This window comes from Amycolatopsis sp. NPDC005961, assembly GCF_040629235.1.
GTDB lineage: Bacteria > Actinomycetota > Actinomycetes > Mycobacteriales > Pseudonocardiaceae > Amycolatopsis > Amycolatopsis camponoti.
Window position 1 is genome coordinate 38,981 of the sequence record NZ_JBEXVF010000055.1, and the last position, 25,491, is coordinate 64,471.

Here is a 25,491-nt window from a genome sequence, read left to right on the forward strand (position 1 = left end):
TCAGCCCAGGACGCTCGTGTAGCCGTTCAGGGCTGGCTGCCCGCCGAGGTGGGCGTAGAGGACGTTCGAGTCCTTGTCGATTTCCCCGCGGCCGACGAGGTCGATGAGCCCGGCCATGGACTTGCCCTCGTACACGGGGTCGGTGATCATGCCCTCCAGCCGGGCGCACGTCTCGATGGCGTCCACGCATGCCTTGTCGGGGATGCCGTAGATCCCGGCGTGGTAGCGGTCGTCCAGCTCGACGTCCGCGATCTCCCCGGCGCCGATCAGCTCGGCGGTGCCGCGCGCGATGCGCGTGACCTGCTCGCGGGTTTCTTCGGGCTTCGCGGAGGCGTCGATGCCGAGGATCCTCCTGGGCCGCCCGAGCGCCGTGCCCGCCACCATGCCGCCCTGGGTGCTGCCGGTGACCGAGCAGACGATCACGGTGTCGAAGAAGACGCCGAGTTCTTCTTCCTGCGCTTCGAGCTCGACGATCCAGTTCGCGAAGCCGAGTCCGCCGAGCCGGTGGTCCGACGCACCGGCGGGGATGGCGTACGGCTTCCCGCCCCCGGCCTCGATCTCGGCGACGGCGTCCTCCCACGCCTGCTTGAACCCGATGCCGAAGCCGGCGTCGACGAGCCGGACGTCCGCGCCGAGGATCCGCGAGAGCTGGATGTTGCCGACCTTGTCGTAGAGCGGGTCGTGCCAGTCGACCCAGCTTTCCTGCACCAGCACGGCCTTCAGCCCGGCGCGGGCGGCGGCGGCCGCGACCTGGCGGGTGTGGTTGGACTGGACGCCGCCGATGGAGACGAGCGTGTCGGCGCCTTGGGCGAGCGCGTCGGCGACGAGGTATTCGAGCTTGCGGGTCTTGTTGCCGCCGAACGCGAGGCCCGAGTTGACGTCCTCGCGCTTGGCCCAGACCTTCGCGCCGCCGAGGTGCTCGGTGAGGCGTTCGAGGGGGTGCACCGGCGACGGCCCGAACAGCAGCGGGTAGCGCGGGAAGTCGGCGAGGGTCATCGGTCCTCCAGCAGGTCGGTCCAGATGGTCGAGATCACCGAGACGGCGGTTTCGGTGTCGTGCGCTTCGAGCGCGTCGATGAGCTTCGTGTGGCGCTCGACCGAGTTCCAGGCCAGCGCGGAGCTGAAGCGGGCGTGCTCCAGCCGGCGCAGCAGCGGCGTGTAGCGGTCGAGGGTCGCGGCGACGGCGGCGTTGCCGGCCAGCCGGACCGGGACGTCGTGCAGTGCGTCGTCGGCTTCGACGGCGGATTTGACGTCTCCGGTTTCGATGGCTTTCGCGAACCGGTCGTTGGCCGCGCGCATGGCGGCGACGTCGGCCGGCCGGCACCTCCGGGCCGCCTCCCGCACGGCGAACTCGTGCAGCACGCGCACGATCTGCCGGGCGTCGATGACGTCGCGGGACATGACGTCGGAGACGCGCGTGTAGCTCTGCGGCTTCGAGTCGACGAGCCCGTCGTCGGCCAGCCGCCGGAGCGCTTCCCGGACGGGTGCTTTCGAGAGGCCGAGCTGCTCGGCCAGTTCGCCGTCCCGCAGGGGAGTGCCGGGCGGCAGCGTGCCGTCGACGATCGCCTGCCGGATGCGGTCGTACGCCTCGTCTCGCAGGAGCGGGCGGGTGACCTTTGAGAGACTCACATCTAACATGTTAGATGTCGGCGAGCTCGTCCGGCAAGGAGCCGGGCGAGTGGGACGTCAGTAAACGGGACCGGTGTACTTCTCGCCGGGGCCCTTGCCGGGCTCGTCCGGCACGGCCGAAGCCTCGCGGAAGGCCTTCTGGAGCGACTGCAGACCATCGCGCAGTGGCCCGGCGTGCAGGCCCAGGTACTCCGCGGACGCGGTCACGAGCCCGGCCAGCGCGGTGATGAGCCGGCGCGCTTCGTCGAGGTCGCGGTGCGGGGAGGTCTCCGGGTCCGAGTCGGCGAGGCCGAGCCGTTCGGCCCCGGCCGACAGCAGCATGACGGCCGCGCGGCTGATCACCTCCACGCTGGGGATGTCCTCCAGGTGGCGGTCGTCGGGGGAATAGGGGGGCTGTTCGGAGGGTTGATCTGACACGTCTGGTACCCTTCCACGAGCGACCAGCCCCCGAGCGATCGGGGGCGGCAAGTGGAGCCCCGCTCCCACCCGCGTCACCGTACAGGTGTCCGGGTCCGGTCTCGCCCGGACGCCAAGTCCAGGGTGAAGTGCCCGGCTTCGCGGCCGGGTGCGATCGGAAACAGAGTGGGCCCCGCGCACCGAACGGTGTCGGGGCCTTCGCTATGTGGGCACCAGGTCGAAGAACAGGAAATATTCCTCGGACCAAGGAGGCCCCATCAGCTCCGAGACACGCATCAACGACCGCATCCGGGTGCCGGAGGTCCGTCTCGTCGGACCGGCCGGTGAACAGGTCGGCATCGTCCGGATCGAGGATGCGCTGCGCCTGGCGCAGGAGAACGATCTCGACCTCGTCGAGGTCGCGCCGCAGGCCCGCCCGCCGGTGTGCAAGCTCATGGACTTCGGCAAGTTCAAGTACGAGAGCGCGCAGAAGGCCCGCGAGTCGCGTCGCAACCAGCAGCTGACCGTCATCAAGGAACAGAAGCTGCGTCCCAAGATCGACCAGCACGACTACGAGACCAAGAAGGGTCACGTGTCGCGGTTCCTGGCGGCGGGCAACAAGGTCAAGGTCACGATCATGTTCCGCGGTCGCGAGCAGTCCCGGCCGGAGCTCGGCTACCGGCTGCTGCAGAAGCTGGCCGAAGACGTCACGGAGCTGGGCTTCGTCGAGTCGTCGGCCAAGCAGGACGGTCGCAACATGATCATGGTGCTGGCCCCGCACAAGAACGTGAAGCCGAAGGCCAAGGCAGAGACGGCTCCCGAGCCGGTCCCCGAGGCGTAGGCGCCGACCAGCACAGTCAGCGGCTCACCGGAGTTCTCCGGTGAGCCGCCGCACGGAAGAGGACTGAAATGCCGAAGATGAAGACCCACAGCGGGACGTCCAAGCGGATCCGCGTCACGGGCACGGGCAAGCTGCGCCGCCAGAAGGCCGGCCGCCGCCACCTGATGGAGAAGAAGTCGAACCGCCTCACCCGCCGTCTCGAGGGCACCACCGAGCTGGCGAAGACCGAGGCCGGCCGCGTCAAGCGCCTGCTCGGCATCTGATCCCCCGAAACTTGCTGTAACCACCCGGGGCGTTTCCCCTCGCCCCCCGAGATCGACAGGATGGACCCGTGGCACGCGTCAAGCGGGCGGTCAACGCCCAGAAGAAGCGTCGCGCAACTCTCGAACTGGCCAGCGGCTACCGCGGCCAGCGTTCGCGGTTGTACCGCAAGGCCAAGGAGCAGACGCTTCACTCGCTCAACTACGCCTACCGGGACCGCCGTGCCCGCAAGGGTGACTTCCGCCAGCTGTGGATCACCCGCATCAACGCGGCCGCCCGCGCGAACGGCGTGACCTACAACCGGTTCATCCAGGGCATCAAGGCCGCGGGTGTCGAGGTCGACCGCAAGATCCTCGCGGACCTCGCCGTCAACGACGCCGCCGCTTTCGCCGCGCTGGCCGAGCTCGCCAAGGCCAACGTGAACACCGAAGCGAAGTCGGCCTGACCGGCAGCTTTCCCCGGCCCGGGGCGGATCCGTTCACCGAACGGACCCCCCGGGTCGTTGCTGCGCGCAAGCTGACGCGGCGCGCGGAACGCGACAAGACCGGCCGCTTCCTGGCCGAAGGCGCCAACGCCGTCGAAGCCGCACTGGCCGGCGGCACGGTGCACGAGCTGTTCGTCACCGCCCGCGCGGCGGAGCAGCACGCGAACCTGGTCGACGCGGCCCGCGCGGCCGGCGTCCCGGTCTCGCCGATCACCGACCGCGCCGCCGACGGGCTGTCGGAAACCGTGACGCCCCAAGGCATCGTGGCCGTCTGCGGGCTGCTCGACCGGCCGCTCGACGAGGCCGTGACGCCGGGCGCCCGGCTCGTCGTGGTGCTGGTCGACGTCGCCGACCCCGGCAACGCGGGCACGGTCATCCGCGTCGCCGACGCGGCGGGCGCCGACGCCGTGGTCCTGGCGGGCGACACCGTAGACCCGCACAACGGCAAGTGCGTCCGCGCGGCCGCCGGCAGCCTGTTCCACCTCCCCATCGCGCGCGTCCGCGACGTGCCGGCCGCCCTCTCCGCCTGCTCGGCGGCGGGTCTGCGCACGTTCGCCGCGCACGGCTACGCCGACGCCGAACTCGATCGGGTGGATCTCACCGAGCCGACCGCGTGGGTCTTCGGCAACGAGGCCCACGGGCTGCCCGCCCACGTTCTCGAGCGCGCCGACCTCGCCGTCCGGATCCCGCTGTACGGCAAGGCCGAGAGCCTCAACCTGGCCACCGCGGCGGCCGTCTGCGTGTACACGAGCGCGATGGCGGCACGCCGCTGACCGGCCGCTAGGCTGCCCCGGTATCCATTGTGGTCACCTGGGGGAAATCATGGGCAGGCTCGCTCGTTCGTTCGCGTTGTTCTCCGCTTCGCTGAAGGTGCTGCGCGCCCACAAGGGCCTGGCGTGGTTCCCGGTGCTCGCCGGCACCGCCGGGCTGCTGGTCGCCGCGGCGTTCCTCACCCCGGCGTTCTTCACCGTCGACCTCGCGGGCGAGCACTTCCGGCCCAGCGTCGGCACCTACGTGCTGCTGGCGGCGTTCTACCTCGTCTCGGCGTTCACCACGATCTTCTTCAACGCCGCCCTGATCTCCCAGGCCGACCTCGCGCTGCGCGGCGACGGCGGCGTCCCGGGCGTCGGCACGGGCCTGGCCGCGGCGGCCCGGCGCTGGCCGGCGCTGCTCGGCTGGGCCGGTCTCACCGCGACGGTCAGCCTGGTGCTGCGCACGATCGAGGAGCGGCTCGGCTTCCTCGGCAGCATCGTCAGCGGCCTGGTCGGCCTGGCCTGGCGGCTCACGACGTTCCTCGTGCTGCCGGTCGTCGTCCTCGAAGGCGCCGGCGTCCGCGGCGGCGTCAAGCGCTCGGTCGAGCTGTTCCGGCGCACCTGGGGCGAGAACGTCGCGGGCACCGCGGGCATCGGCCTGGTCGGCTTCCTGCTCACCCTGGCCGGGTACGTCGTGTTCCTCGGCGCCGGCTTCCTGCTCGGCGGCACGGCCACCGTGTTCGTCGCGGTCGGGCTGGCGATCGTCTGGACCCTGCTCGTCGCCGTCTTCACCACGACTTTGTCCGGTATCTACCAGACGGCGCTGTACCGCTACGCCGCCGACGGCGTGGTGCCCGGCGAATTTGCGTCGGTCGACTTCGCCGACGCGTTCCGCGAGCGCTGACCGCGCATCCGCGCGCCCCGGGGCGACCGGGGGCGCGCGGACCCGATCCCATAGACTTTTCCCACCTTTGACCTCTCGCGCGCCGCGTGTCCGGCGGTGCGCGCACGACCAGTCCCAGCGGACGCCGAGGAGTTATGTCCGGAGCCACGGAGAAGGAAGCCCAGGGCGCGGTGCTCGCCCCCGAGACGCTGCAGGAAGCGGTCAAGGCCGCCGAAGCCGCGTTCGCCGCCGCGACCGGGCTCGAAGCGCTGGCCGAGGTCAAGCCGGCTCACCTCGGCGACCAGTCCCCGGTGGGCCTGGCCCGCCGGGCGATCGGCGCCCTGCCCAAGTCGGAGAAGGCCGAGGCGGGCAAGCGCGTCAACGAGGCCCGCCAGGCCGTCCAGGCCGCCTTCGACAAGCGCCGCGCCGAGCTCCAGGTGGAGCGCGACGAGCGTGTGCTGCGCGAGGAGGCCGTCGACGTCACGCTCCCGTGGGACCGCGTCCCACGCGGTGCCCGGCACCCGATCAGCACCATCTCCGAGCGCGTCGCCGACGCGTTCGTGGCGATGGGCTACGAGGTCGCCGAGGGCCCGGAGCTCGAAGCCGAGTGGTTCAACTTCGACGCGCTGAACTTCGGCAAGGACCACCCCGCCCGGCAGCTGCAGGACACGTTCTACGTCGGCGAGGAGGACTCCGGCCTGGTGCTGCGCACGCACACCTCGCCGGTGCAGGCCCGCACCCTGCTGCACCGCGACCTGCCGGTGTACGTCGTCTGCCCGGGCCGCACGTACCGCACCGACGAGCTCGACTCGACGCACACCCCGGTGTTCACGCAGGTCGAAGGCCTCGCGGTGGACAAGGGCATCACCATGGCGCACCTCAAGGGCACGCTGGACGCCTTCGCCCGCGCGATGTTCGGCGAGAGCTCGAAGACGCGGCTGCGTCCGCACTTCTTCCCGTTCACCGAGCCGTCCGCCGAGGTGGACGTCTGGTTCGAGGAGAAGAAGGGCGGCCCCGGCTGGGTCGAGTGGGGCGGCTGCGGCATGGTCAACCCGAACGTGCTGCGCGCCTGCGGCGTCGACCCCGAGGTGTACTCGGGCTTCGCCTTCGGCATGGGCATCGAGCGCACCCTGCAGTTCCGCAACGGGATCCCGGACATGCGCGACATGGTGGAGGGCGACGTCCGCTTCACCCTTCCCTTCGGAACGGAGGCGTAGTGCGAGTCCCCGTCAGCTGGCTGACCGAGCACCTCGACATCGGCGAGGAAGTCACGCCGCAGGAACTGGCCGACGCGTTCGTCCGGATCGGCATCGAGGTCGACGACCTGAAGCAGCTCGGGCCGGTGACCGGTCCGCTGGTCGTCGGCCGGGTGGCCGAGATCGAGGAGCTCACCGAGTTCAAGAAGCCGATCCGGTTCTGCCGCGTCGACGTCGGCGAAGAGGCCGAGGAGCCGGAAGAGCCGGCCGACGACGAAGACGAGGACGAGGACGACGAGTCGGGCGAGTTCGACGAGGGCCCGCACGGCATCCGGACCCGCGGCATCGTCTGCGGCGCCCGCAACTTCGCCGAAGGCGACCTGGTCGTCGTCGCGCTGCCCGGCGCGGTCCTGCCCGGCGACTTCACCATCGCGACCCGCAAGACGTACGGCCGGGTCAGCGACGGCATGATCTGCTCCGCCCGCGAGCTGGGCCTCGGCGACGACCACACCGGCATCCTCGTGCTGCCCTCGGGCACCGCGAGCCCGGGTGACGACGCGTCGGAGCTGCTCGGCCTCGACGACACCGTGATCGAGCTGACCCCGACGCCGGACCGCGGCTACGCGCTGTCGATCCGCGGCCTCGCCCGCGAGCTGTCGAACGCGCTGGACGTGGCCTTCGGCGACCCGGCGCTGCTGGAGGTCCCGGCGGCCGAGGGCGACGCCTGGCCGGTCCACGTCGAGGACCCGGAAGGCTGCCCGCGGTTCGTGCTGCGCCGCGTCACCGGCCTGGACTCGACCGCGCCGACGCCGTGGTGGATGCGGCGGCGGCTGATGCTGGCCGGCATCCGCTCCATCTCCCTGGCCGTCGACGTCACCAACTACGTGATGCTCGAGCTCGGGCACCCGCTGCACGCGTTCGCCACGAAGGCCATCCAGGGCGACCTGGTGGTCCGCCGGGCGAAGCCGGGGGAGAAGCTGACCACGCTGGACGACGTCGAGCGCACGCTCGACCCGGACGACGTGATCATCGCCGACGACACCGGCGTCATCTCCCTCGCCGGCACGATGGGCGGCGCGAGCACCGAGATCACACCGGAGAGCACCGACGTGCTGCTCGAGGCGGCGCACTGGAACCCGGCCGCGATCAGCCGCACCGCGCGCCGGCACAAGCTGTTCTCCGAGGCCGCGAAGCGGTTCGAGCGGTTCACCGACCCGCAGCTGTGCGCGGCCGCCGTCGAGCTGGCCGCGCGCCTGCTGCGCCAGTACGGCGACGCCGCGATCCAGCCCGGCCGCACGGACGAGGGCTCGGTCGAGCCGAACCCGCCCGTGATGATGCCGATCAACCTGCCCGACAAGGTCGCGGGCGTGAGCTACCAGCGCGGCGTGACCGTCCGGCGGCTGTCCCAGATCGGCTGCAAGGTCTCGGTCAGCACGGGCGACGACGGCACCGGCATGGTCACGGCGATCCCGCCGAGCTGGCGCGGCGACCTGCGCCAGCCGGCCGACCTCGTCGAAGAGGTGCTGCGGCTGGAGGGCTACGACAGCATCCCGTCGACGCTGCCCGCCGCTCCGGCCGGCCGAGGTCTGACCGACGCCCAGCGGCGCGTCCGGAGTGTGTCCCGGGCACTGGCCGAGGCCGGGTACGTCGAGGTGCGCCCGTTCCCGTTCATCAGCGACGCGGTGTGGGACGCCTTCGGCCTGCCGGCGGGCGACGTCCGCCGCAACGCGGTCGTGGTCCGCAACCCGCTGGAGGCCGACCGCAACCGGCTGGCGACGACGCTGCTGCCGGGTCTGCTGGACACGCTGCAGCGCAACGTGTCCCGGGGGATGAAGGACGTTTCGCTCTTCCACATCGGCCAGGTCGTGCTGCCCGCGCCGAACCCGCTGAAGGTCCCGGACCTCGGCGTCGACGGCCGGCCGTCGGACGAGGAGCTCGCGCTGCTCGAAGCGGCCGTGCCGCCGCAGCCGCTGCACGTGGCCGTGGTGCTCGCGGGCCAGCGTCACCGAGCGGGCTGGTGGGGTGCCGGAGAGCCGGCGAACTGGGCCGACGCGGTCCAGGCCGCCCGGACGGTCGCGAAGGCCGCCGGCATCGAGCTGACGGTCCAGGCGGCGGACCTCCCGCCGTGGCACCCGGGCCGCTGCGCCCGCCTGCAGGTCGGCGACTGGCCGGTCGGCCACGCGGGCGAGCTGCACCCGAAGGTGGTCGAGGCCCTCGGCCTGCCACCGCGGACGGTGGCGATGGAGCTGGACCTGGACGCGATCCCGCTCCCGGACTCCCGCCCGGCGCCGAGCGTGTCGGGGTACCCGCCGGTGCTGCTGGACGTGGCGCTGGTCGTGGCGGCGGAGGTGCCGTCGGCGGACCTGGCGGCGGTCCTGCGCGAAGGTGCGGGCGAGCTGCTGGAGGACATCACGCTGTTCGACGTGTACGCGGGCGAGCAGGTGGGCGAGGGCAAGCGTTCGCTGGCGTACAAGCTGCGCTTCCGCGCGGCGGACCGCACCCTGACGGTCGACGAGGCCATCAAGGCCCGCGACGCGGCAGTGGCAGCGGCAGCCGAGCGCTTCGAGGCAACACTGCGCGCCTGACCGGCGCGCACGAGGAAGTTCACCGCGGGAGGGGCCGGGAAACCGGCCCCTCCCGCCGTTTCCGCCCAACTCACCCGCCCCGCCCCACATCGGCCTTCCGGCCAGTGACCCCAAGGGTCCCGACACGCGCCACGACTCCCCAGATAAGCGTGTCGTCCGCCCAGGTACGCGTGTAGTCCGCCTGGGTACGCAAACCGACCGCCCGGGTACGCGTGTCGTCCCTCCAGGTACGCGACCCGGCTGCCCGGGTACGCGAGTCGTCTGTTCCGGTACGCAACCCGGCCGCCCGGGTACGTGACTCGCTGTTCCGGTACGCGACTCCACCGCCCGGGTACGCAAACCGACCGCCCGGGCACGCGAGTCGTCCCTCCAGGTACGCGTGTCGTCCGCCTGGGTACGCGTGTCGTCCGTCCGGGTATGTGCGTCCGCGGCCGGACCTCAGCCGATGTGCTTGAGCGCCTCCCGCCGGGACAGCCCCGACAGTCCGGGGTGATCGTCCACGAAGGACCGGACCCAGTCCGGGCTCGTCTTCGCGTAGTCGCGCAACGCCCAGCCGATTCCCTTGCGCAGGAAGAACTCCGGCTCGGCGATCGCCGGCTCGATCGTGCGGGTGAGCAGGTCGGTGTCCGTTTCCTCCTTGGCGCCGATCTGGCAGATGATCGCCGTCCGCCGGCGCCACAGGTCGCGGTCGGCCGCCCAGCTCAACATGGTCGGGGTGACCCTGCCGCGGTCGGCGCGCAGGATCGGGCCGACCCGGCGGATCGCGAGCTCGTCCACGTGGTCCCACCACGCGCCGCTGACGATCATCTCCTCGTACATCGGCAGCAGCTCCGGGTCCTGCCACCGCCCGTACGCCCGGTGCTCGGAAAGCGCGATGGCCGCGTACCGCTCCTCGCGGAATTCCGCTCCCCGCCACAACTCCAGCACGGTCGCCGTATATGTCACCCGATCGGGCAGTATGTGGTCGGCCAGAACCCGCTTGAGAAGCACGTTTCGCTCGGGTGAAGCCACCCCGCGGAACGGCATGACCGACTTCATGTACGCCTGCATCGCCGGCGCCTTCACCGGGTCGGCCAGCTCGGCCAGCCCGGTGCGGATCGCCTTGACCAGCTGTTCGTCCACGCTCACGCGTCCTCCCGTCGCCCTGCGGCGGTCCGGAGCGTACTGCCGGGCACCGACAGTTCCGGCCCTCCGCGGCCGGCGCAGGTCCCGACGAAAGACGGATGGCGGAAGTCGCGCCGGTCGACGAGATTGGCGAAGGTTGCCGGTAGTTTCGCCGGAATCCGGCGAACTCTGTCCAATGCGGATGAAAAGGACGACTGTGAAGAGAATCGTTGCCGCTGTCGCCGCCGCGGGGCTCGCGGCCGGGCTGATGGCCGCCGCGCCCGCCGCTTCGGCAGACCCCGGGGTGCAGTTCAGTCCCGCGCCGATCGCCTGGGGGCCCTGCGCGTCGGCGAACCTTAAGGCCGCGGGCGCCGAATGCGGCTTCCTCGACGTGCCGATGGACTACGCGAAGCCGGGCGGGGCGAAGGTCTCCGTCGCGGTGTCGCGGATAAAGCACAAGACCCCGCAGTCGCAGGGGATCATGCTCGTGAACCCCGGCGGTCCCGGCGGCTCCGGGCTCGGGCTCTCGGTGCTCGGCAAGTACGTGCCGAACCACGCGGGGGACAACTACGACTGGATCGGCTTCGACCCCCGCGGTGTCGGGTCCAGCAAGCCGTCGGTCAGCTGCGACGGGAACTACTTCAGCTACAACCGGCCGGCCTACGTGCCGACCACTCCGAAGCTGGAGAAGACCTGGCTCGACCGTTCCCGGGGTTACGCCGAGGCGTGCAAGAAGAACGGCGCGATCCTCGACCACCTCAAGACGACCGACGTCGCGCAGGACATGGACAGCCTGCGCAAGGCACTGGGCGAGAAGCAGATCAACTACTACGGCTTCTCGTACGGCACCTACCTCGGCCAGGTGTACAGCACGATGTACCCGAAGAACGTCCGCCGGATGGTGCTGGACGGCAACGTCGACCCGCGGAAGGTCTGGTACCAGGCCAACCTCGACCAGGACGTCGCGTTCGACAAGAACATCAAGACCTACTTCGCCTGGCTGGCGTCCTACGACAGCGTCTACCACCTCGGCAAGTCCGGCTCCGCCGTCGAGAAGCTCTGGTACGACACACAGCGCAAGCTCACCAGGAACCCGGCGGGCGGCGTCATCGGCGGCGACGAGTGGACCGACATCTTCCTGCAGGCCGGCTACTACGTCTTCGGCTGGGTCGACATGGCGAAGGCCTTCGACGGGTACGTCCACAAGGGTGACTGGCAGACGCTGAAGGACCTTTACGACGACTCGAACCCGCCGGGCGCCGACAACGGCTTCGCCGTGTACCTGGGTGTGCAGTGCACCGACGTCCAGTGGCCGACGAACTGGAACAAGTGGCGCGCCGACAACTGGCTGACCTACTTCAAGGCCCCGTTCGAGACCTGGGGCAACGCCTGGTTCAACGCGCCGTGCGTGTACTGGCCGGCCAAGGCGGGCAAGCCGGTGGACATCGACGGCCGCAAGGTCGCCGGGGCGCTGCTGATCAGCGAGGAGCTGGACGCGGCGACGCCGTACGCCGGCAGCCTCGAGGTCCGGAAGCGATACCCGAACTCGAGCCTGATCAGCGCGCCGGGCGGCACGACGCACGCCGGTTCGCTGTCCGGGGTGTCCTGTGTGGACGACAAGATCGCCGACTACCTGGCCACCGGCAAGCTGCCGAAGCGCCAGCCCGGCAACCACTCGGACGTCCAGTGCGATCCGGTGCCGGCACCGGTGCCCGACGGCGCCTCGGCGCAGAAGTCGGACAGCTCCGCGAAGGCCGCCCAAGAGAAGCAGAGCACGCTGGCCCAGCTGCTGCACTTCTGAGCGAAATCCACGCAGTCCGCTGCCCCGGTCCGGTTCGCCCGGACCGGGGCAGTGTCTTTTCCGGCGCGGTCTCTTCGCACTCTTCCCCTGGTGCCTCATCGTCGCCTCCCCATCACTTGGTGTGGTCGGGGGAGACGTTAGGCGAGGGGTCCGACAGTTTCGGAGCGAAGTCGCCCATGAGCAGCGCGTGGCCGAAAATTGTCGGGGGTACGCGCTAGCTTCGTGGCATGTCGATCATCGAAGAGCGCCGGACCGAGGTCCGGGCACAGGAAATCACCTACCAGATCGCGGTCGCCACCAGGACGGACGACGACCGCGCCGAACCGACTCCCCGGGTGATGATCACCCTGGAAGCCGGCGGTCCCGGCGGCGAACCGGTCGCCGAGGGCAGCCTCGACCTGGACGTCGCGGTGGCGGCCACGGTGGCCGACCTCGTCGCGGACGGTCTGCTGTCGGCGACCGGCGCGGGCCGGGGGCCGCGGCGAAGATCCGCGGGCCGTCCTGCCCAGCAGGGCCGCCCGTGGAACGAGGAGCTGGACGCGGAGCTGGAGAACCGGTGGATCGCGGGCGAGAGCGTCGCGGAGATCGCGGCGTACTTCGAGCGCACCCCCGGCGGCATCCGCGCCCGGCTGCCCCGCGTGGGCTGCGACCCAGAGAACCCGGGCTGCTACCTCCCGGTGCCGCCGAGCAGGCGGACGGACCTGGACGGAGCGGAGCCGAGCTGAGCGGCCGTGGTGGGCCGGTCCACAGTGGACGGGCCCACCGCCGCCGTCGTCCTTTCCCCTTGCGAGTGGAGGAGTGCTGATGGGCTTCGACCTTGGCGGGTGGCCCGAACGTGCGGTCGTGACCGTGGCGGAGGGAGTCGCCGGCCCGGTACCCGAGGTAAGAGGAGCAGTGCCGTACCGGCGATCACCCCCGCGCGCCGGAACCCGCCGCCGCGGCGGCTCGGTCGGCGAGCACCCCGAGATGGGCGACCAGCTCGGGTGGCTCCTCGACGGTGAACGCGCACCCGAGCCCCAGCAACCGGAACGCCAGCCAGTCCAAGGTGTCCCCGTGGCTCCGCCACCGGCAGCGGCCGTCGCCGAGGTCGGTCAGCTCGCCGGCCGCGGCACCGAGCCGGGGCGCGACCTGCGCCGCCGGTTCCGCCAGGACGGCGACCGCGGCGTACGTCGGCACGAGGTCGTAGAGCCGTTCGACGACGTAGGCGGCCAGGTCCGTCGCGGGCGGCTTCCGCGGGGCGACGCGGCCGCCGGTCGCCTGGGCGTCGCGGACCCGGTCGGCGCGGAAGATGCGCCAGTCCGCGCGGTCGAGGTCGTAGGCCACGAGGTACCAGCGGCGTCCGGTGGCGACCAGCCGGAGTGGCTCGGCCCGGCGCCGCGTCTCGGCCCCGTCGTTCGCGCGGTAGCGGAAGCGGACCGTCTCGCGGTTGGTGATCGCGCCGGCGAACACCGTCAGCTGCGCCGGGTCGACGGCGGGCCCCACGGCCGGCACGGCGACCGTCGCTGCGCCGATCGTGCCCACGCGGCGGCGCAGCCGTGCCGGCAGGACCTGCTCCAGCTTGGCCAGCGCCCGCACGGACGCCTCCTCGATCCCGGCGACGGTCTGCCCCGCGGCGGTCCGCAGCCCCACCGCGATCGCGACGGCTTCGTCGTCGTCGAGCACGAGGGGCGGCATCGCGGTGCCGGCGACCAGCCGGTAGCCACCCGCGACGCCGCGGCTGGCCTCCACCGGGTAGCCGAGCTCACGCAGCCGCTCGACGTCGCGGCGGATCGTGCGCGGGCTGACGCCGAGCCGGCCGGCCAGTTCGCTGCCCGGCCACTCCCGCGGTGTCTGGAGCAGCGAGAGCAGGCCGAGCAGTCGCGCCGGGGTGTCCGTCATCCGCCCAGCATCCCAAGGTGGCGGGGGACACTTCCCGGTAATCCTGTTTGTTTAGCCTTGCAAGGGCGTGCATAATCATGCGTATGACGGTGAACATCGCGGTGGCCGGAGCCAGCGGGTACGCGGGCGGCGAACTGCTGCGCCTGCTCCTCGCCCATCCCGAGGTCGAGATCGGCGCGCTCACGGCCGCCAGCAGCGCGGGCACGAAGCTCGGCGTCCACCAGCCCCACCTCGTTCCCCTGGCCGACCGGGTTCTCGCCGAGACGACGCCGGAGACCCTCGCCGGGCACGATGTCGTGTTTCTCGCGCTGCCCCACGGGCACTCCGCGGAGATCGCGGCGCAGCTCGGCCCGGACGTCCTGGTGGTCGACCTCGGCGCCGACCACCGCCTGGCCGACCCGGCCGACTGGCAGCGCTGGTACGGCGGCGACCACGCCGGTCAGTGGCCCTACGGCCTGCCCGAACTGCCCGGCGCCCGCGAGAAGCTCATCGGGACCAAGCGCGTCGCCGTGCCCGGTTGCTTCCCGACCGGTGGTTCGCTGGCCCTCGCGCCCGCGTTCGCCGCCGGCCTGATCGAGCCGGACGTCACGGTCGTCGCGGTCACCGGTACTTCCGGCGCCGGCAAGAGCCTCAAGCCGAACCTGCTCGGCTCGGAGGTGATGGGCTCGGCGAGCGCGTACGGCGTCGGCGGCGCCCACCGCCACACCCCCGAGTTCGCGCAGAATCTCTCGGCCGTCGCGGGGGAGAAGGTCAGCGTGTCCTTCACCCCGGTGCTCGCGCCGATGCCCCGCGGCATCCTCACCACGGCGAGCGCCCCGCTGAAGGGCGACGTCGACGAGGCCGCCGCCCGCGCGGCGTACGAGAAGGCCTACGACGCGGAGCCGTTCGTCCAGCTGCTGCCCGCGGGCGCCTGGCCCACGACGTCGGCGACGCTCGGCTCGAACAACGTCCAGCTGCAGGTCACGGTCGACGCCGACGCCCGGCGCCTGGTCGTCGTCGCCGCGATCGACAACCTCACCAAGGGCACCGCCGGCGGTGCCGTCCAGTCGATGAACCTGGCCCTCGGCCTCCCCGAGGCCACCGGCCTTTCCACCGTAGGAGTCGCACCGTGACCGTCACCGGGCCCCAGGGCTTCCGCGCCGCCGGCGTCGCCGCCGGGATCAAGGCGTCCGGCGCGCTCGACTTAACGCTGGTCGTCAACGACGGCCCGCTCGACGTCGCGGCCGGCGTGTTCACCCGCAACGTCATCAAGGCCGCGCCGGTGCTGTGGTCGCAGGAGGTGCTCAAGCAGCAGCGGCTGAAGGCGGTCGTCCTCAACTCGGGCGGCGCGAACGCGGCCACCGGCCCCGGCGGCTTCCAGGACACCCACGCCACCGCCGAGAAGGTGGCCGAAGTGCTGCAGGCGGGCGCGATCGAGGTCGCCGTCTGCTCCACCGGCCTGATCGGGGAACGGCTGCCGATGGACGCGGTCCTGTCCGGAGTGGACACCGCGTTCAAGGCGCTCGACGCGAGCGCCGAAGCGAGCCTGAACGCCGCCACGGGCGTGATGACCACCGACTCCAAGCCGAAGCAGGCGTTCGCGAAGCACGACGGCGGCTGGAGCGTCGGCGGCTTCGCGAAGGGCGCGGGCATGCTCGCCCCGAACCTCGCCACCATGCTCTCGGTGCTGACGACCGACGCCGTGGTGGGCAAGGAGGCCCTCGACCGGGCCCTGCGCGCGGCCACCCACGTGACCTTCGACCGCCTCGACGTCGACGGTGGCACGTCCACGAACGACACCGTCCTGGTGCTGGCCTCCGGCGCGAGCGGGGTCGAACCGACCGAAGCCGAGCTCACCGAGCTGCTCACCAAGGTCAGCCTCGACCTCGTCCTCCAGCTGCGCGCCGATTCCGAAGGCGCCACGAAGGACGTCAACGTCACCGTCCAGGGCGCCGAGTCCGAAACCGACGCGATCGCGGTTGCCCGCACGATCGCCGAGGACAACCTGGTCAAGACGGCGCTGTTCGGGTCCGACCCGAACTGGGGCCGGATCGCGATGGCGCTGGGCCGGGTCCCGGCCCGGATCGACCCGGAGACCGTGTCGATCGCGATCAACGGCGTCACCCTGTTCGCCCAGGGGATGCCCGCCGCCGACCGGTCGGAGGCCGACCTCACCGCGCGCGCCATCGAGATCGTCGTCGACCTCGGGGTCGGCACCGAAGCGGCCACCATCTACACCACGGATCTTTCGCACGGCTACGTCGAAGAGAACAGCGCGTACTCCTCATGACCCAGGAGGCACTGATTTCCGCGGACGAAAGACTCGCGACGGCGGCCGAGAAGGCCGGCGTGCTCATCGAGGCGCTGCCGTGGCTGCAACGGTTCCACGGCGCGACGGTGGTGATCAAGTACGGCGGCAACGCCATGATCGACGACGGGCTGAAGGCCGCCTTCGCCGAGGACATGGTGTTCCTCCGGCTCGCCGGCCTGCGTCCGGTGGTCGTGCACGGCGGCGGCCCGCAGATCACCGCGATGCTCAAGCGCCTCGGGGTCGAAGGCGAGTTCAAGGGCGGCCTGCGCGTCACCACGCCGGAGACGATGGACATCGTCCGGATGGTGCTCACCGGGCAGGTCAGCCGCGAGCTGGTCGGGTTGATCAACGCCCACGGGCCGTACGCGGTCGGCATCTCCGGTGAGGACGCCCGGCTGTTCACCGCCGAGCGCAAGCAGGCCACTGTGGACGGTGAACAAGTCGACATCGGGCTCGTCGGCGAGGTCGCCGAGGTCAACCCGGACGCGGTGCTCGACATCGTCAACGCCGGGCGCATCCCGGTGGTCTCCACGGTCGCGCCGGACGTCGACGGTGTCGTGCACAACGTGAACGCCGACACCGCCGCGGGTGCGCTCGCGGCCGCGCTGGGCGCGGAAAAGCTCGTCGTGCTCACCGACGTCGAAGGCCTGTACGCGAACTGGCCCGATCGGTCGTCGCTGATCGACCGCATCCGAGTCGATCGCCTCGAGCCGATGCTGCCCACCCTGGCCAGCGGCATGATCCCGAAGATGGAGGCGTGCGTGCGCGCCATCCGCGGCGGCGTGCGCCGGGCGCACGTGATCGACGGCCGCCTCGCCCACTCGGTACTGCTGGAGGTCTTCACCTCCCGCGGCATCGGCACCATGGTCTTCCCCGAAACGGAGCTCCCGTGACCGACCTCAAGTCCAATGTGGATGGTCAGCGGCACTGGCAGTCCGCCCTGATGGACAACTACGGCACCCCGGCGCTGACGCTCGTCCGCGGCGAGGGCGCGAAGGTGTGGGACGCCGACGGCAAGGAGTACGTCGACCTCGTCGGCGGCATCGCGGTCAACGCGCTCGGCCACGCGCACCCGGCGGTCGTCGAGGCCGTCACCGCGCAGGTCAAGCAGCTCGGCCACACCTCGAACCTGTACGTCAACCCGGTGGCCGTGGAGCTGGCCGAGTCGCTGCTCGACGTCGCCGGGCTCACCGGCCACGGCAAGGTGCTGTTCGTCAACTCCGGCGCCGAGGCCAACGAAGCCGCGCTCAAGATCAGCCGGCTGACCGGGCGCACCAAGGTGGTCGCCGCCGAGGGCGCGTTCCACGGCCGGACCATGGGCTCGCTGACGCTGACCGGCCAGCCCGGCAAGCGCGACCCCTTCAAGCCGCTGGTGCCCGGGGTGGAGCACGTGCCGTTCGGGGACGTCGAGGCGCTGAAGGCGGCCGTCGACACCGAGACCGCGGCCGTCTTCCTGGAGCCGGTGCTCGGGGAGGCGGGCGTCATCCCGGCGCCGGACGGCTACCTGCAGGCCGCCCGTGAGATCACCAAGGCCACCGGCACGCTGCTGGTGCTCGACGAGGTGCAGACCGGCCTCGGCCGCCTCGGCACCTGGTTCGGCTTCCAGCAGGCCGGCGTCGTCCCGGACGTGATCACGCTGGCCAAGGGCCTCGGCGGCGGGCTGCCGCTGGGCGCGGTGATCGGCGTCGGCGCGGCGGGCGACCTGCTCAAGCCCGGCCAGCACGGCACCACCTTCGGCGGCAACCCCGTGTGCTGCGCGGCCGGTCTCGCCGTGATCAAGACGATCGCCGCGGAGGGCCTCCTCGACCACGTCTCGGCGCTGGGCAAGGACATCGCGGCGGGCGTCGAGGCGCTCGGCCACCCGCTCGTCGCCGGGGTGCGCGGCAGCGGGCTGCTGCTCGGCATCGCCCTGCGCAAGCCCGTCTCGGGCGCGGTCGCCAAGGCCGTGCAGGACGCGGGCTACCTCGTCAACCCCGTCGCGCCGGACACCGTCCGGCTCGCGCCGCCGCTCGTCCTCGACGGCGACCAGGCCCAGGGCTTCCTGGCCGCACTCCCGAACGCGCTCGACTCCACCACGAAGGACGCCGACTGATGCTCCGCCACTTCCTCCGCGACGACGACGTCAGTCCCGCCGAGCAGAAGGCCATCCTCGACCTCGCCGACGCGCTGAAGGCCGACCCGCTGGGGAACAAGACCCTTGCCGGCAAGTCGATCACGGCGATCTTCGAGAAGAACTCGACCCGCACGCGGTTCTCGTTCGAGGTCGGCATCAGCCAGCTCGGCGGCCACCCGGTGATCGTCGACGGCCGCTCGATGCAGCTCGGCCGCGAAGAGACCATCGAGGACACGTCGCGGGTGCTGTCGCGGTACGTGGACGGGATCGTGTGGCGGACCTTCGCGCAGAAGCGCATCGAGGCGATGGCGACGGCGGCGTCGATCCCGGTCGTCAACGCGCTGACCGACGAGTTCCACCCGTGCCAGGCGCTCACCGACCTGATGACCATCCGCGAGCGCAAGGGGAAGCTCGAGGGCCTCACCCTCGTCTACCTCGGGGACGGCGCCAACAACATGGCGCACTCGCTGCTGCTCGCCGGCGTCACCGCCGGGATGCACGTCCGCGTGGTCTCGCCGCTCGGGTTCCAGCCCGACCAGCAGGTCATGCTCGACGCCAAGCAGCGCGGCGAGGAGACCGGGGGCACGGCCACCGTCTTCACCGACCCGTACGCGGCGGTCGCCGGCGCCGACGTGCTGGTCACCGACACGTGGACATCGATGGGCCAGGAGAACGACGGCCTCGACCGGGTCGGCCCGTTCCGCGCCCTGCAGGTCAACACCGAGCTGCTGAAGAAGGCCGCGGACGACGCGATCGTCCTGCACTGCCTGCCCGCGCACCGCGGCTGGGAGATCACCGACGAGGTGATCGACGGCCCGGCCAGCGCGGTGTGGGACGAGGCGGAGAACCGCCTCCACGCGCAGAAGGCGTTGCTGGTCTGGCTCTTCGAGGAGAGCCGGCGATGACCAGCAGCCGGGTGGGGCGGCAGGCGCGGATCACCGAGCTGGTGTCCACCATGACCATCCGCAGCCAGACCGAGCTGGCCAAGCTGCTGGCCGCCGAGGGCATCGAGGTCACCCAGGCCACGCTGTCGCGCGACCTCGACGAGCTGGGCGCGGTCAAGCTGCGCGGGCCGGACTCGGGCGCGCCGGTCTACGTCATCCCGGAGGACGGCAGCCCCGTCCGCGGGGTGCAGGGTGGCACGTCGCGGCTCTCCCGGCTGCTCGCGGAGCTGATGGTCTCGGCCGACTCGTCGGGCAACCTGATGGTGCTGAGGACTCCACCGGGCGCGGCGCAGTTCCTGGCCAGCGCCATCGACCGGGCGGCGCTGGAGGAGGTCGTCGGCTCGATCGCGGGCGACGACACCGTCGCCGTGATCGCGCGCGAACCGTTGACGGGCAAGGGGCTCGCCGAGCGCTTCGCCGCCCTCGCCCAACGATCGGCGGACGAAGGACCACCATGATCACGATCGGCGATATCTTCCCGGCCGAGGGCGAATTCCTCGCGCCGGACGAGGTCGTCGTGACCTACGACGGCGGGGTGCCGGTGGCGATCGACGGCGAGACCGTCTCCGTCGCCGAAGCACACCGGATGCTGAGCGCACGCGGTGAAGCACAGAGAATCGGCCGCCGCGAAACCCGCGCCGCGCTCGAACGGCGGGCCTGTCGCGGATATGCCAGTGTCCGCCTGGTCCTGTACGACGGCCGGATCACGGTCGCCTGAACACACGAACACCGAGGAGAAGCGAGAACAGTGAGCGGGAACGAGCAGCCGGTGCAGCTGTGGGGCGGCCGGTTCGCCAGCGGTCCGGCGGAAGCCATGGCCGCGCTGAGCGCGTCGACGCACTTCGACTGGCGCCTGGCGCCCTACGACATCGCCGGGTCCCGCGCGCACGCCCGCGTGCTGCGCAAGGCGGGCCTGCTCACCGACGACGAGCTCGCCGGCATGCTGGCCGCGCTGGACACCCTTGCCCAGGACGTCGCGGCGGGGGAGTTCACCCCGACGATCGCCGACGAGGACGTGCACACGGCCCTCGAACGCGGCCTCCTCGAACGCGCGGGCACCGAGCTCGGCGGCAAGCTGCGCGCCGGCCGCTCGCGCAACGACCAGGTGGCCACGCTGTTCCGGATGTGGCTGCGCGACGCGTCCCGCCGGGTCGTCGCCGGCACGCTCGAAGTCGTCGACGCGCTGGTGTCGCAGGCGAAGCGGCACCCGGACGCGATCCTGCCCGGCCGCACCCACCTGCAGCACGCCCAGCCCGTGCTGCTCGCGCACCACCTGCTGGCCCACGGCCAGGCGCTGCTGCGCGACGTCTCGCGGCTGCAGGACTGGGACGCGCGCACGGCCGAATCGCCGTACGGCTCGGGCGCGCTGGCCGGCTCGTCGCTGGGCCTCGACCCCGAGGCCGTCGCCGAAGAGCTGGGCTTCGCGACGAGCGTCGAGAACTCCATCGACGGCACCGCTTCGCGCGACTTCGTCGCCGAGTTCGCCTTCGCCGTCGCGATGCTCGCGGTGAACCTGTCCCGGATCGCCGAAGAGGTGATCATCTGGAACACCGCCGAGTTCGGCTACGTCACGCTCGACGACGCCTGGGCGACCGGCAGCTCGATCATGCCGCAGAAGAAGAACCCGGACGTCGCGGAGCTGACCCGCGGCAAGGCCGGCCGGCTGATCGGCAACCTCACCGGCCTGCTGGCCACGCTCAAGGCGCAGCCGCTGGCCTACAACCGCGACCTGCAGGAGGACAAGGAGCCGGTGTTCGACTCGGTCGAGCAGCTGGAGCTCCTGTTCCCGGCGATCGCCGGGATGCTCGCCACGCTGACGTTCCACACCGATCGGCTCGCCGAGCTGGCCCCGGCCGGCTTCACGCTGGCCACGGACATCGCGGAATGGCTGGTGCGCCAGGGCGTCCCGTTCCGCGTCGCGCACGAGGCGGCGGGCGAAAGCGTCCGCGTCGCCGAGTCCCGCGGCGTCGGCCTGGACGAGCTGACCGACGAGGAGTTCGAGAAGATCAACCCGGCGCTCACCCCGGAGGTGCGGGCCGTGCTGACCGTCGAAGGCTCGGTGAAGTCGCGCAACGCCCGCGGTGGCACGGCGCCCGAGCGGGTGGCCGAACAGCGCGCGCGGCTCGAAGAGCGCGTCACTGCGGCCCGTCAGTGGCTCAACTGAGGGACTTGCGGAGCTTGGCCCGGACGGCCCGCGTGGCCACCGGGCCGAGCCCGTCCAGGACGTCGACGAGCACGGCCAGCTGCTCCAGCGCGGTCACGGCCTGCTCGGCGCCCTCGGGATCGACGGTCTCGAACAGCGACAGCCCGAGGAACCCCGACGACACGGCGTGAGCCAGCCCGGCGGGGTCCGCCAGCTCGGCCAGCGGCGACCCGGCGAGCACGCGCTCGAGGGCCGTCCGGACCTCGGTGATCCACTTCTCCAGACCCTCGCGGGTCGCCTGGGAGAGCCGCTCGCTGCCCTGCGCCCCGGCCAGCGTCTGGGCCAGCACGGCGAGGTTGCCCTCCGCGCGTTCGGCGACCCGGATCTCGCGGCCCAGCTCCAGGAGGTCGCCGACCGAGTTCACGGCGGCGAAGCGCTCCCGGTAGAGCGAGACCCGGGCTTCGGTCGCGAGGACGCACGCCTGCGCGATGAGCTCCTCGACGCTGCCGAAGTGGTAGAAGATCAGCGCCTGGTTCGCGCCGGCCGCCGTGGCGACCGACCGCGCGGAGACCGCAGTGATGCCCTGGTGCCGGATGATCTCGAGCACGCCGTCCACGAGCTTCTGCTTCGTGTCCCGCGAGCTGGAGTTCCGGCCGGTGCCCATCAGTCCATGACCTTCTCACGAAGTGGCTTGACCGCCCCGCTCACCCCGCCGCCGACGTCGACGAACCGCGCGGCGAAGGCGCCTTCGTAGCCGAACACCGGTCCGAAGCGCGGGTTGACCACCGCGACCTCGATCCGGAACTGCCCGCTCGCCTCGTCGAACCACTCTTCGACCCGCGCGGAGCCGGTGAGGATCCGCGGTAGGCCGGCGCGGACCGGCCCCTCCTGGAGCCGGAACTCGCCGGTGCGGATCCGGAAGCCGCCGTCCGGCCGGGCCGACACCGCGAGGTCCACCGCCAGGTGCTGGTGCGTTCCCAGGTAGTCGACGAGCCCGCGCCCGGGGCTGAACACCATCTGCGCGTCGAAGCGCCTTCGCCGTCTCGGGAATTCGAAGGTGCGCACGAAGGACACCGTCTCGCGGCCGTGCCGTTCCACGTACGGGTAGTTCTCGATGGTGAACGGCACGTTCCGGCCGCAGTCGGGGAACAGGATGTGCCGCGACGACCCGAGCCACAGGAACGGCAGGGTGAAGCCGGGGCCGCGCCAGATCCGGTCCATGACGCCGTGGCCGATCATGCCGCGCCCGGCCGAGAGGGCGAGCCGTTCCCGCATGCGCGGGTGCAGGAACGCGAAGTCGGCGCCGAGCGCGCGCTCGAAGACGCCGGTCATCGCGCCACGACCTCGGCGCGCGGGCGGGTCCGGCCGCAGCGGGCGGCCGAGGGCGCGGTCAGGAGCTGGTCCTCCGGTGGCGTCCCGGTCTCGAGCCAGAGCCGCAGCCGGTCGAACGACCACGCCGTCATCCAGCCGAAGAGCGGGCGGAACATCCGGTCGGCCCGCTGCCCGAAGCGCCCCCAGCGGGTGCCGTAGTCGAAGCCGGTGACGAAGCGGACGCCGTCGCCGACCGGCGTGTAGCGCCAGAACCCGGCACCCGCGCTGATCAGCGACAACGGGTCGGCGGAGGCGAACCGGAGCACCGACGTGCGCGAACCGTCCGGCCAGGTGCGCGACGCCGCGCTCACCCCCACTCCGGTGACGGTGACCCCGAGGAACCGCGAGGCGTAGCGGAAGTGACCGTCGTGCCCGGCGACCGGGCTGATGTCGGCGAAGCGGAGGTCCCAGCGGCGGTGCAGGGCGGGGTCCTGCGTGTGCCGCCACAGCGTGTCCAGGTCCGTGCGGATCACGGTCTCGACGTAGAGCGCCTTCGGTCGCATCTCTCGGCTCCCCTCAGAGTTTGAGCGACTGCTCAAATCGACTGTAGAGAACTTTGAGCGATCGCTCAAGGGTTAGGGTGATCGGCATACCGAGGGAGGAGCACGCTTGAGCGACGCAGGCCGGTTGTTCACTCGTGAGGAGCTGGCGCTCGACCCCGTCGACCTGGCGCACCTGCTGCTCGGCTCGGTCCTGGAGGCCACCAGCTCCGACGGCACGGTCGGCGTCCGGCTCGTGGAGGTCGAGGCCTACCGCGGCGAGGACGACCCCGCGTCGCACTGCTACCGCGGCCGCACCCCGCGCAACGCCGTCATGTGGGGACCCGCGGGCCACCTGTACGTGTACTTCGTCTACGGGATGCACTTCTGCGCGAACGTCGTCGGCACCCACGAGGACATGCCCGGCGCGGTCCTGCTCCGCGCGGGCGAGGTCGTCGAAGGCCTCGACGTCGTCCGCGCGCGGCGTCCGAACGCGCGGGGGACCGGCGAACTCGCGAAGGGCCCGGCCATCCTGACGTCGGTGCTGCGCGTCGACCGCGCGCAGAACGGCGTCGACCTGACCGACCCGGCGTCCCCGGTCCGGCTGCGCGTCGGCGAGCGCGTGCCCGCCGAGCGGATCCGCGTCGGTCCCCGGGTCGGCGTCGCGATGGCGATGGACACGCCGTGGCGCTTCTGGGACGGCGCGTCGCCGGCCGTGTCCACCTACCGCCGTGGCGGGAAGCGCCGGGTCCGACCCGCCGTTTAGTCGGTTGACCTGGTGCGGGAGGATCTACAGGCGTGAGCGAACACATCCTCGACGAGCTGTCCTGGCGCGGCCTCATCGCGCAGTCCACCGACATCGACGCCCTCCGGCGCGAGCTCGACCAGGGTCCCGTGACGCTCTATTGCGGCTTCGACCCCACCGCACCCAGCCTGCACGCCGGCAACCTGGTCCCGCTGCTCATGCTCAAGCGCTTCCAGCGCGCCGGCCACCGGCCGATCGTGCTGGCCGGCGGCGCGACCGGGATGATCGGCGACCCGCGCGACACCGGCGAGCGGACGCTGAACACGCTCGACGTCGTCGCCGAGTGGGCCGGGCGCATCCGCGGCCAGCTCGAGCGGTTCGTCGACTTCGACGACTCGCCGACCGGCGCGATCGTCGAGAACAACCTGAACTGGACCGGGCAGCAGACCGCGCTGGAGTTCCTGCGCGACGTCGGGAAGCACTTCTCGATCAACGTCATGCTCAACCGGGAGACGGTCAAGCGCCGGCTCGAGGGCGACGGCATGTCCTACACCGAGTTCAGCTACCTGCTGCTGCAGTCGCAGGACTACCTGCAGCTGCACCGCAAGTACGGCTGCAAGCTGCAGGTCGGCGGCTCCGACCAGTGGGGCAACCTCGTCGGCGGGGTCGACCTGATCCGCCGGACCGACGGGGCGGGTGCGCACGCGCTGACCGCGCCGCTGGTCACCGACGCCGAGGGGCGCAAGTTCGGCAAGTCCACCGGGGGCGGGAACCTCTGGCTCGACCCGGAGATGACCTCGCCGTACGCCTGGTACCAGTACTTCGTGAACGTGGGCGACGCCGACGTCATCCGCTACCTGCGGATGTTCACGTTCCTGAGTCAGGAGGAGATCGCCTCGCTGGCCGAGGACACCGAGCAGCGCCCCCACCTGCGGGCCGCGCAGAAGCGGCTGGCGGAGGAGTTCACGATCCTCGTCCACGGTGAGGAGCAGACCCGGCAGGTCATCAACGCCAGCCAGGCGCTGTTCGGCCGCGGCGAGCTCGGCGAGCTGGACGAACGCACCCTGGACGCGGCGATGGCCGAGGTACCGAACGGCAAGGTCGACCCGTCCGGTGAGGCGACGATCGTCGACCTGCTGCTCGCCGGGGGACTGGTGGACAGCAAGGGTGCGGCGCGCCGGACGGTCAAGGAGGGCGGCGCGTACGTGAACAACGTGAAGGTCGCCGACGAGGAGTGGAAGCCGTCCCACGAGGACGCGCTGCACGGCAAGTGGCTGGTGGTCCGCCGGGGCCGCCGCAACGTCGCCGGCGTCGCCCTCGGCGGCTGACCGGCTCCGGTGGCCCGAAACAGGGGCCTGACCTGCGGGAACGCGGTTAAGGTACCCCCCTGTTTCGGGCCCTCTCACGGGGTGTAAAGTTCTCCAAGTCGCCAGGGAAACCGAGTGGCCGCCGGGACACGAACCAAGCTCTCGCTCGAAGCGATTGAGTGGGTGTCCCACCAAAAACTGCTAGGAATACTCGCTTCGGGTAAGGCCGCTTGACGGCGGCGCGACTCGGGGTGTGTTGCTTGAGAACTCAACAGTGTGCTAGTGAACTA

The 25,491-nt window shown here is 71.5% G+C and carries 27 protein-coding genes; 19 read left to right on the forward strand and 8 right to left on the reverse strand.

What is annotated here, in order from left to right; all coding sequences use genetic code 11:
• The 3 genes from ABZ342_RS35805 to ABZ342_RS35815 form a co-directional block, all read right to left on the reverse strand.
• On the reverse strand, positions 1–996 hold the full coding sequence (locus ABZ342_RS35805) for a 1-aminocyclopropane-1-carboxylate deaminase (protein WP_360482748.1): 996 nt from the start codon (positions 994–996) through the stop codon (positions 1–3).
• Positions 993–1,598 (reverse strand): GntR family transcriptional regulator, encoded by a 606-nt coding sequence (locus ABZ342_RS35810; RefSeq protein ID WP_360482806.1) that lies wholly within the window; start codon positions 1,596–1,598, stop codon positions 993–995. Before ABZ342_RS35810 ends, ABZ342_RS35805 begins: the two co-directional genes overlap by 4 nt.
• 87 nt (positions 1,599–1,685) lie before the next feature.
• Positions 1,686–2,045: a DUF1844 domain-containing protein gene (locus ABZ342_RS35815; protein WP_360482751.1), complete on the reverse strand. Its 360-nt coding sequence runs from the start codon at positions 2,043–2,045 to the stop codon at positions 1,686–1,688.
• A 205-nt stretch (positions 2,046–2,250) separates the two neighbouring features.
• On the opposite strand from ABZ342_RS35815, the gene infC reads away from it, so the two are divergent.
• The 7 genes from infC to pheT all read left to right on the forward strand — a co-directional run bounded on the left by infC (position 2,251) and on the right by pheT (position 9,026).
• Positions 2,251–2,865 carry a translation initiation factor IF-3 gene (gene infC, locus ABZ342_RS35820; protein WP_155546204.1) on the forward strand — a complete coding sequence of 205 codons (615 nt, stop codon included), beginning with the start codon at positions 2,251–2,253 and terminating at the stop codon, positions 2,863–2,865.
• 68 nt (positions 2,866–2,933) lie between these two features.
• Complete coding sequence (gene rpmI, locus ABZ342_RS35825; protein ID WP_086672342.1) at positions 2,934–3,128, forward strand: 50S ribosomal protein L35; 195 nt, start codon at positions 2,934–2,936, stop codon at positions 3,126–3,128.
• Between the two features lie 68 nt (positions 3,129–3,196).
• Positions 3,197–3,571 carry a 50S ribosomal protein L20 gene (rplT, locus tag ABZ342_RS35830; protein ID WP_155546205.1) on the forward strand — a complete coding sequence of 125 codons (375 nt, stop codon included), beginning with the start codon at positions 3,197–3,199 and terminating at the stop codon, positions 3,569–3,571.
• Positions 3,568–4,383 carry an RNA methyltransferase gene (locus ABZ342_RS35835; RefSeq protein WP_360482809.1) on the forward strand — a complete coding sequence of 272 codons (816 nt, stop codon included), beginning with the start codon at positions 3,568–3,570 and terminating at the stop codon, positions 4,381–4,383. Before rplT ends, ABZ342_RS35835 begins: the two co-directional genes overlap by 4 nt.
• A 49-nt stretch (positions 4,384–4,432) precedes the next feature.
• Complete coding sequence (locus ABZ342_RS35840) at positions 4,433–5,266, forward strand: DUF6159 family protein (protein ID WP_155546206.1); 834 nt, start codon at positions 4,433–4,435, stop codon at positions 5,264–5,266.
• Positions 5,267–5,400: 134 nt separating this feature from the next.
• Entirely contained in the window at positions 5,401–6,462 is a 1,062-nt protein-coding gene (pheS, locus tag ABZ342_RS35845) for a phenylalanine--tRNA ligase subunit alpha (protein ID WP_360482757.1), read from the forward strand.
• Positions 6,462–9,026 carry a phenylalanine--tRNA ligase subunit beta gene (gene pheT, locus ABZ342_RS35850; RefSeq protein WP_360482760.1) on the forward strand — a complete coding sequence of 855 codons (2,565 nt, stop codon included), beginning with the start codon at positions 6,462–6,464 and terminating at the stop codon, positions 9,024–9,026. The genes pheS and pheT overlap by 1 nt, the downstream gene beginning before the upstream one ends.
• 438 nt (positions 9,027–9,464) lie before the next feature.
• On the opposite strand, the gene ABZ342_RS35855 is transcribed toward pheT, so the two are convergent.
• Positions 9,465–10,154, reverse strand: coding sequence for a DNA alkylation repair protein (locus ABZ342_RS35855; protein WP_360482763.1), 690 nt, complete (start codon positions 10,152–10,154; stop codon positions 9,465–9,467).
• A 193-nt stretch (positions 10,155–10,347) separates the two neighbouring features.
• Here ABZ342_RS35855 and ABZ342_RS35860 point away from each other — a divergent pair, with 193 nt between their 5' ends.
• A complete protein-coding gene (locus ABZ342_RS35860; protein ID WP_155546210.1) occupies positions 10,348–11,931 on the forward strand; it encodes an alpha/beta hydrolase in 1,584 nt (527 codons plus the stop codon).
• Positions 11,932–12,158: 227 nt separating this feature from the next.
• Entirely contained in the window at positions 12,159–12,656 is a 498-nt protein-coding gene (locus tag ABZ342_RS35865; RefSeq protein WP_360482766.1) for a helix-turn-helix domain containing protein, read from the forward strand.
• Positions 12,657–12,840: 184 nt separating this feature from the next.
• On the opposite strand, the gene ABZ342_RS35870 is transcribed toward ABZ342_RS35865, so the two are convergent.
• Positions 12,841–13,809 (reverse strand): YafY family protein, encoded by a 969-nt coding sequence (locus ABZ342_RS35870; protein ID WP_360482769.1) that lies wholly within the window; start codon positions 13,807–13,809, stop codon positions 12,841–12,843.
• A gap of 83 nt (positions 13,810–13,892) precedes the next feature.
• Between ABZ342_RS35870 and argC the strand changes: the two genes are divergently transcribed.
• The 8 genes from argC to argH are packed head-to-tail and all read left to right on the forward strand — an operon-like array spanning position 13,893 to position 21,320.
• Positions 13,893–14,921 (forward strand): N-acetyl-gamma-glutamyl-phosphate reductase, encoded by a 1,029-nt coding sequence (argC, locus tag ABZ342_RS35875; RefSeq protein WP_155546213.1) that lies wholly within the window; start codon positions 13,893–13,895, stop codon positions 14,919–14,921.
• The gene (gene argJ / locus ABZ342_RS35880) at positions 14,918–16,078 is read left to right on the forward strand and encodes a bifunctional glutamate N-acetyltransferase/amino-acid acetyltransferase ArgJ (protein ID WP_360482774.1); all 1,161 of its coding nucleotides are present in this window, start codon (positions 14,918–14,920) and stop codon (positions 16,076–16,078) included. Before argC ends, argJ begins: the two co-directional genes overlap by 4 nt.
• Complete coding sequence (argB, locus tag ABZ342_RS35885; protein ID WP_155546215.1) at positions 16,075–16,992, forward strand: acetylglutamate kinase; 918 nt, start codon at positions 16,075–16,077, stop codon at positions 16,990–16,992. The genes argJ and argB overlap by 4 nt, the downstream gene beginning before the upstream one ends.
• Entirely contained in the window at positions 16,989–18,191 is a 1,203-nt protein-coding gene (locus ABZ342_RS35890; RefSeq protein WP_360482778.1) for an acetylornithine transaminase, read from the forward strand. The genes argB and ABZ342_RS35890 overlap by 4 nt, the downstream gene beginning before the upstream one ends.
• Positions 18,191–19,117, forward strand: coding sequence for an ornithine carbamoyltransferase (gene argF / locus ABZ342_RS35895; protein ID WP_155546217.1), 927 nt, complete (start codon positions 18,191–18,193; stop codon positions 19,115–19,117). The genes ABZ342_RS35890 and argF overlap by 1 nt, the downstream gene beginning before the upstream one ends.
• Positions 19,114–19,614 (forward strand): arginine repressor, encoded by a 501-nt coding sequence (locus ABZ342_RS35900; protein WP_155546218.1) that lies wholly within the window; start codon positions 19,114–19,116, stop codon positions 19,612–19,614. Before argF ends, ABZ342_RS35900 begins: the two co-directional genes overlap by 4 nt.
• Positions 19,611–19,874 carry an argininosuccinate synthase gene (locus ABZ342_RS35905; protein WP_360482782.1) on the forward strand — a complete coding sequence of 88 codons (264 nt, stop codon included), beginning with the start codon at positions 19,611–19,613 and terminating at the stop codon, positions 19,872–19,874. Before ABZ342_RS35900 ends, ABZ342_RS35905 begins: the two co-directional genes overlap by 4 nt.
• A gap of 30 nt (positions 19,875–19,904) precedes the next feature.
• Positions 19,905–21,320: an argininosuccinate lyase gene (gene argH / locus ABZ342_RS35910; RefSeq protein WP_360482785.1), complete on the forward strand. Its 1,416-nt coding sequence runs from the start codon at positions 19,905–19,907 to the stop codon at positions 21,318–21,320.
• On the opposite strand, the gene ABZ342_RS35915 is transcribed toward argH, so the two are convergent.
• The 3 genes from ABZ342_RS35915 to ABZ342_RS35925 are packed head-to-tail and all read right to left on the reverse strand — an operon-like array spanning position 21,313 to position 23,173.
• A complete protein-coding gene (locus ABZ342_RS35915; RefSeq protein WP_360482788.1) occupies positions 21,313–21,963 on the reverse strand; it encodes a TetR family transcriptional regulator in 651 nt (216 codons plus the stop codon). The genes argH and ABZ342_RS35915 overlap by 8 nt on opposite strands.
• Positions 21,963–22,631: a DUF4166 domain-containing protein gene (locus ABZ342_RS35920; protein WP_360482791.1), complete on the reverse strand. Its 669-nt coding sequence runs from the start codon at positions 22,629–22,631 to the stop codon at positions 21,963–21,965. The genes ABZ342_RS35915 and ABZ342_RS35920 overlap by 1 nt, the downstream gene beginning before the upstream one ends.
• Positions 22,628–23,173 carry a hypothetical protein gene (locus tag ABZ342_RS35925; protein WP_360482794.1) on the reverse strand — a complete coding sequence of 182 codons (546 nt, stop codon included), beginning with the start codon at positions 23,171–23,173 and terminating at the stop codon, positions 22,628–22,630. The genes ABZ342_RS35920 and ABZ342_RS35925 overlap by 4 nt, the downstream gene beginning before the upstream one ends.
• Before the next feature lie 106 nt (positions 23,174–23,279).
• Between ABZ342_RS35925 and ABZ342_RS35930 the strand changes: the two genes are divergently transcribed.
• Both ABZ342_RS35930 and tyrS read left to right on the forward strand, forming a co-directional pair.
• Complete coding sequence (locus ABZ342_RS35930; protein ID WP_360482797.1) at positions 23,280–23,915, forward strand: DNA-3-methyladenine glycosylase; 636 nt, start codon at positions 23,280–23,282, stop codon at positions 23,913–23,915.
• A 32-nt stretch (positions 23,916–23,947) separates the two neighbouring features.
• Positions 23,948–25,222, forward strand: coding sequence for a tyrosine--tRNA ligase (gene tyrS, locus ABZ342_RS35935; RefSeq protein WP_360482800.1), 1,275 nt, complete (start codon positions 23,948–23,950; stop codon positions 25,220–25,222).
• The last annotated feature ends 269 nt before the right edge of the window (positions 25,223–25,491 follow it).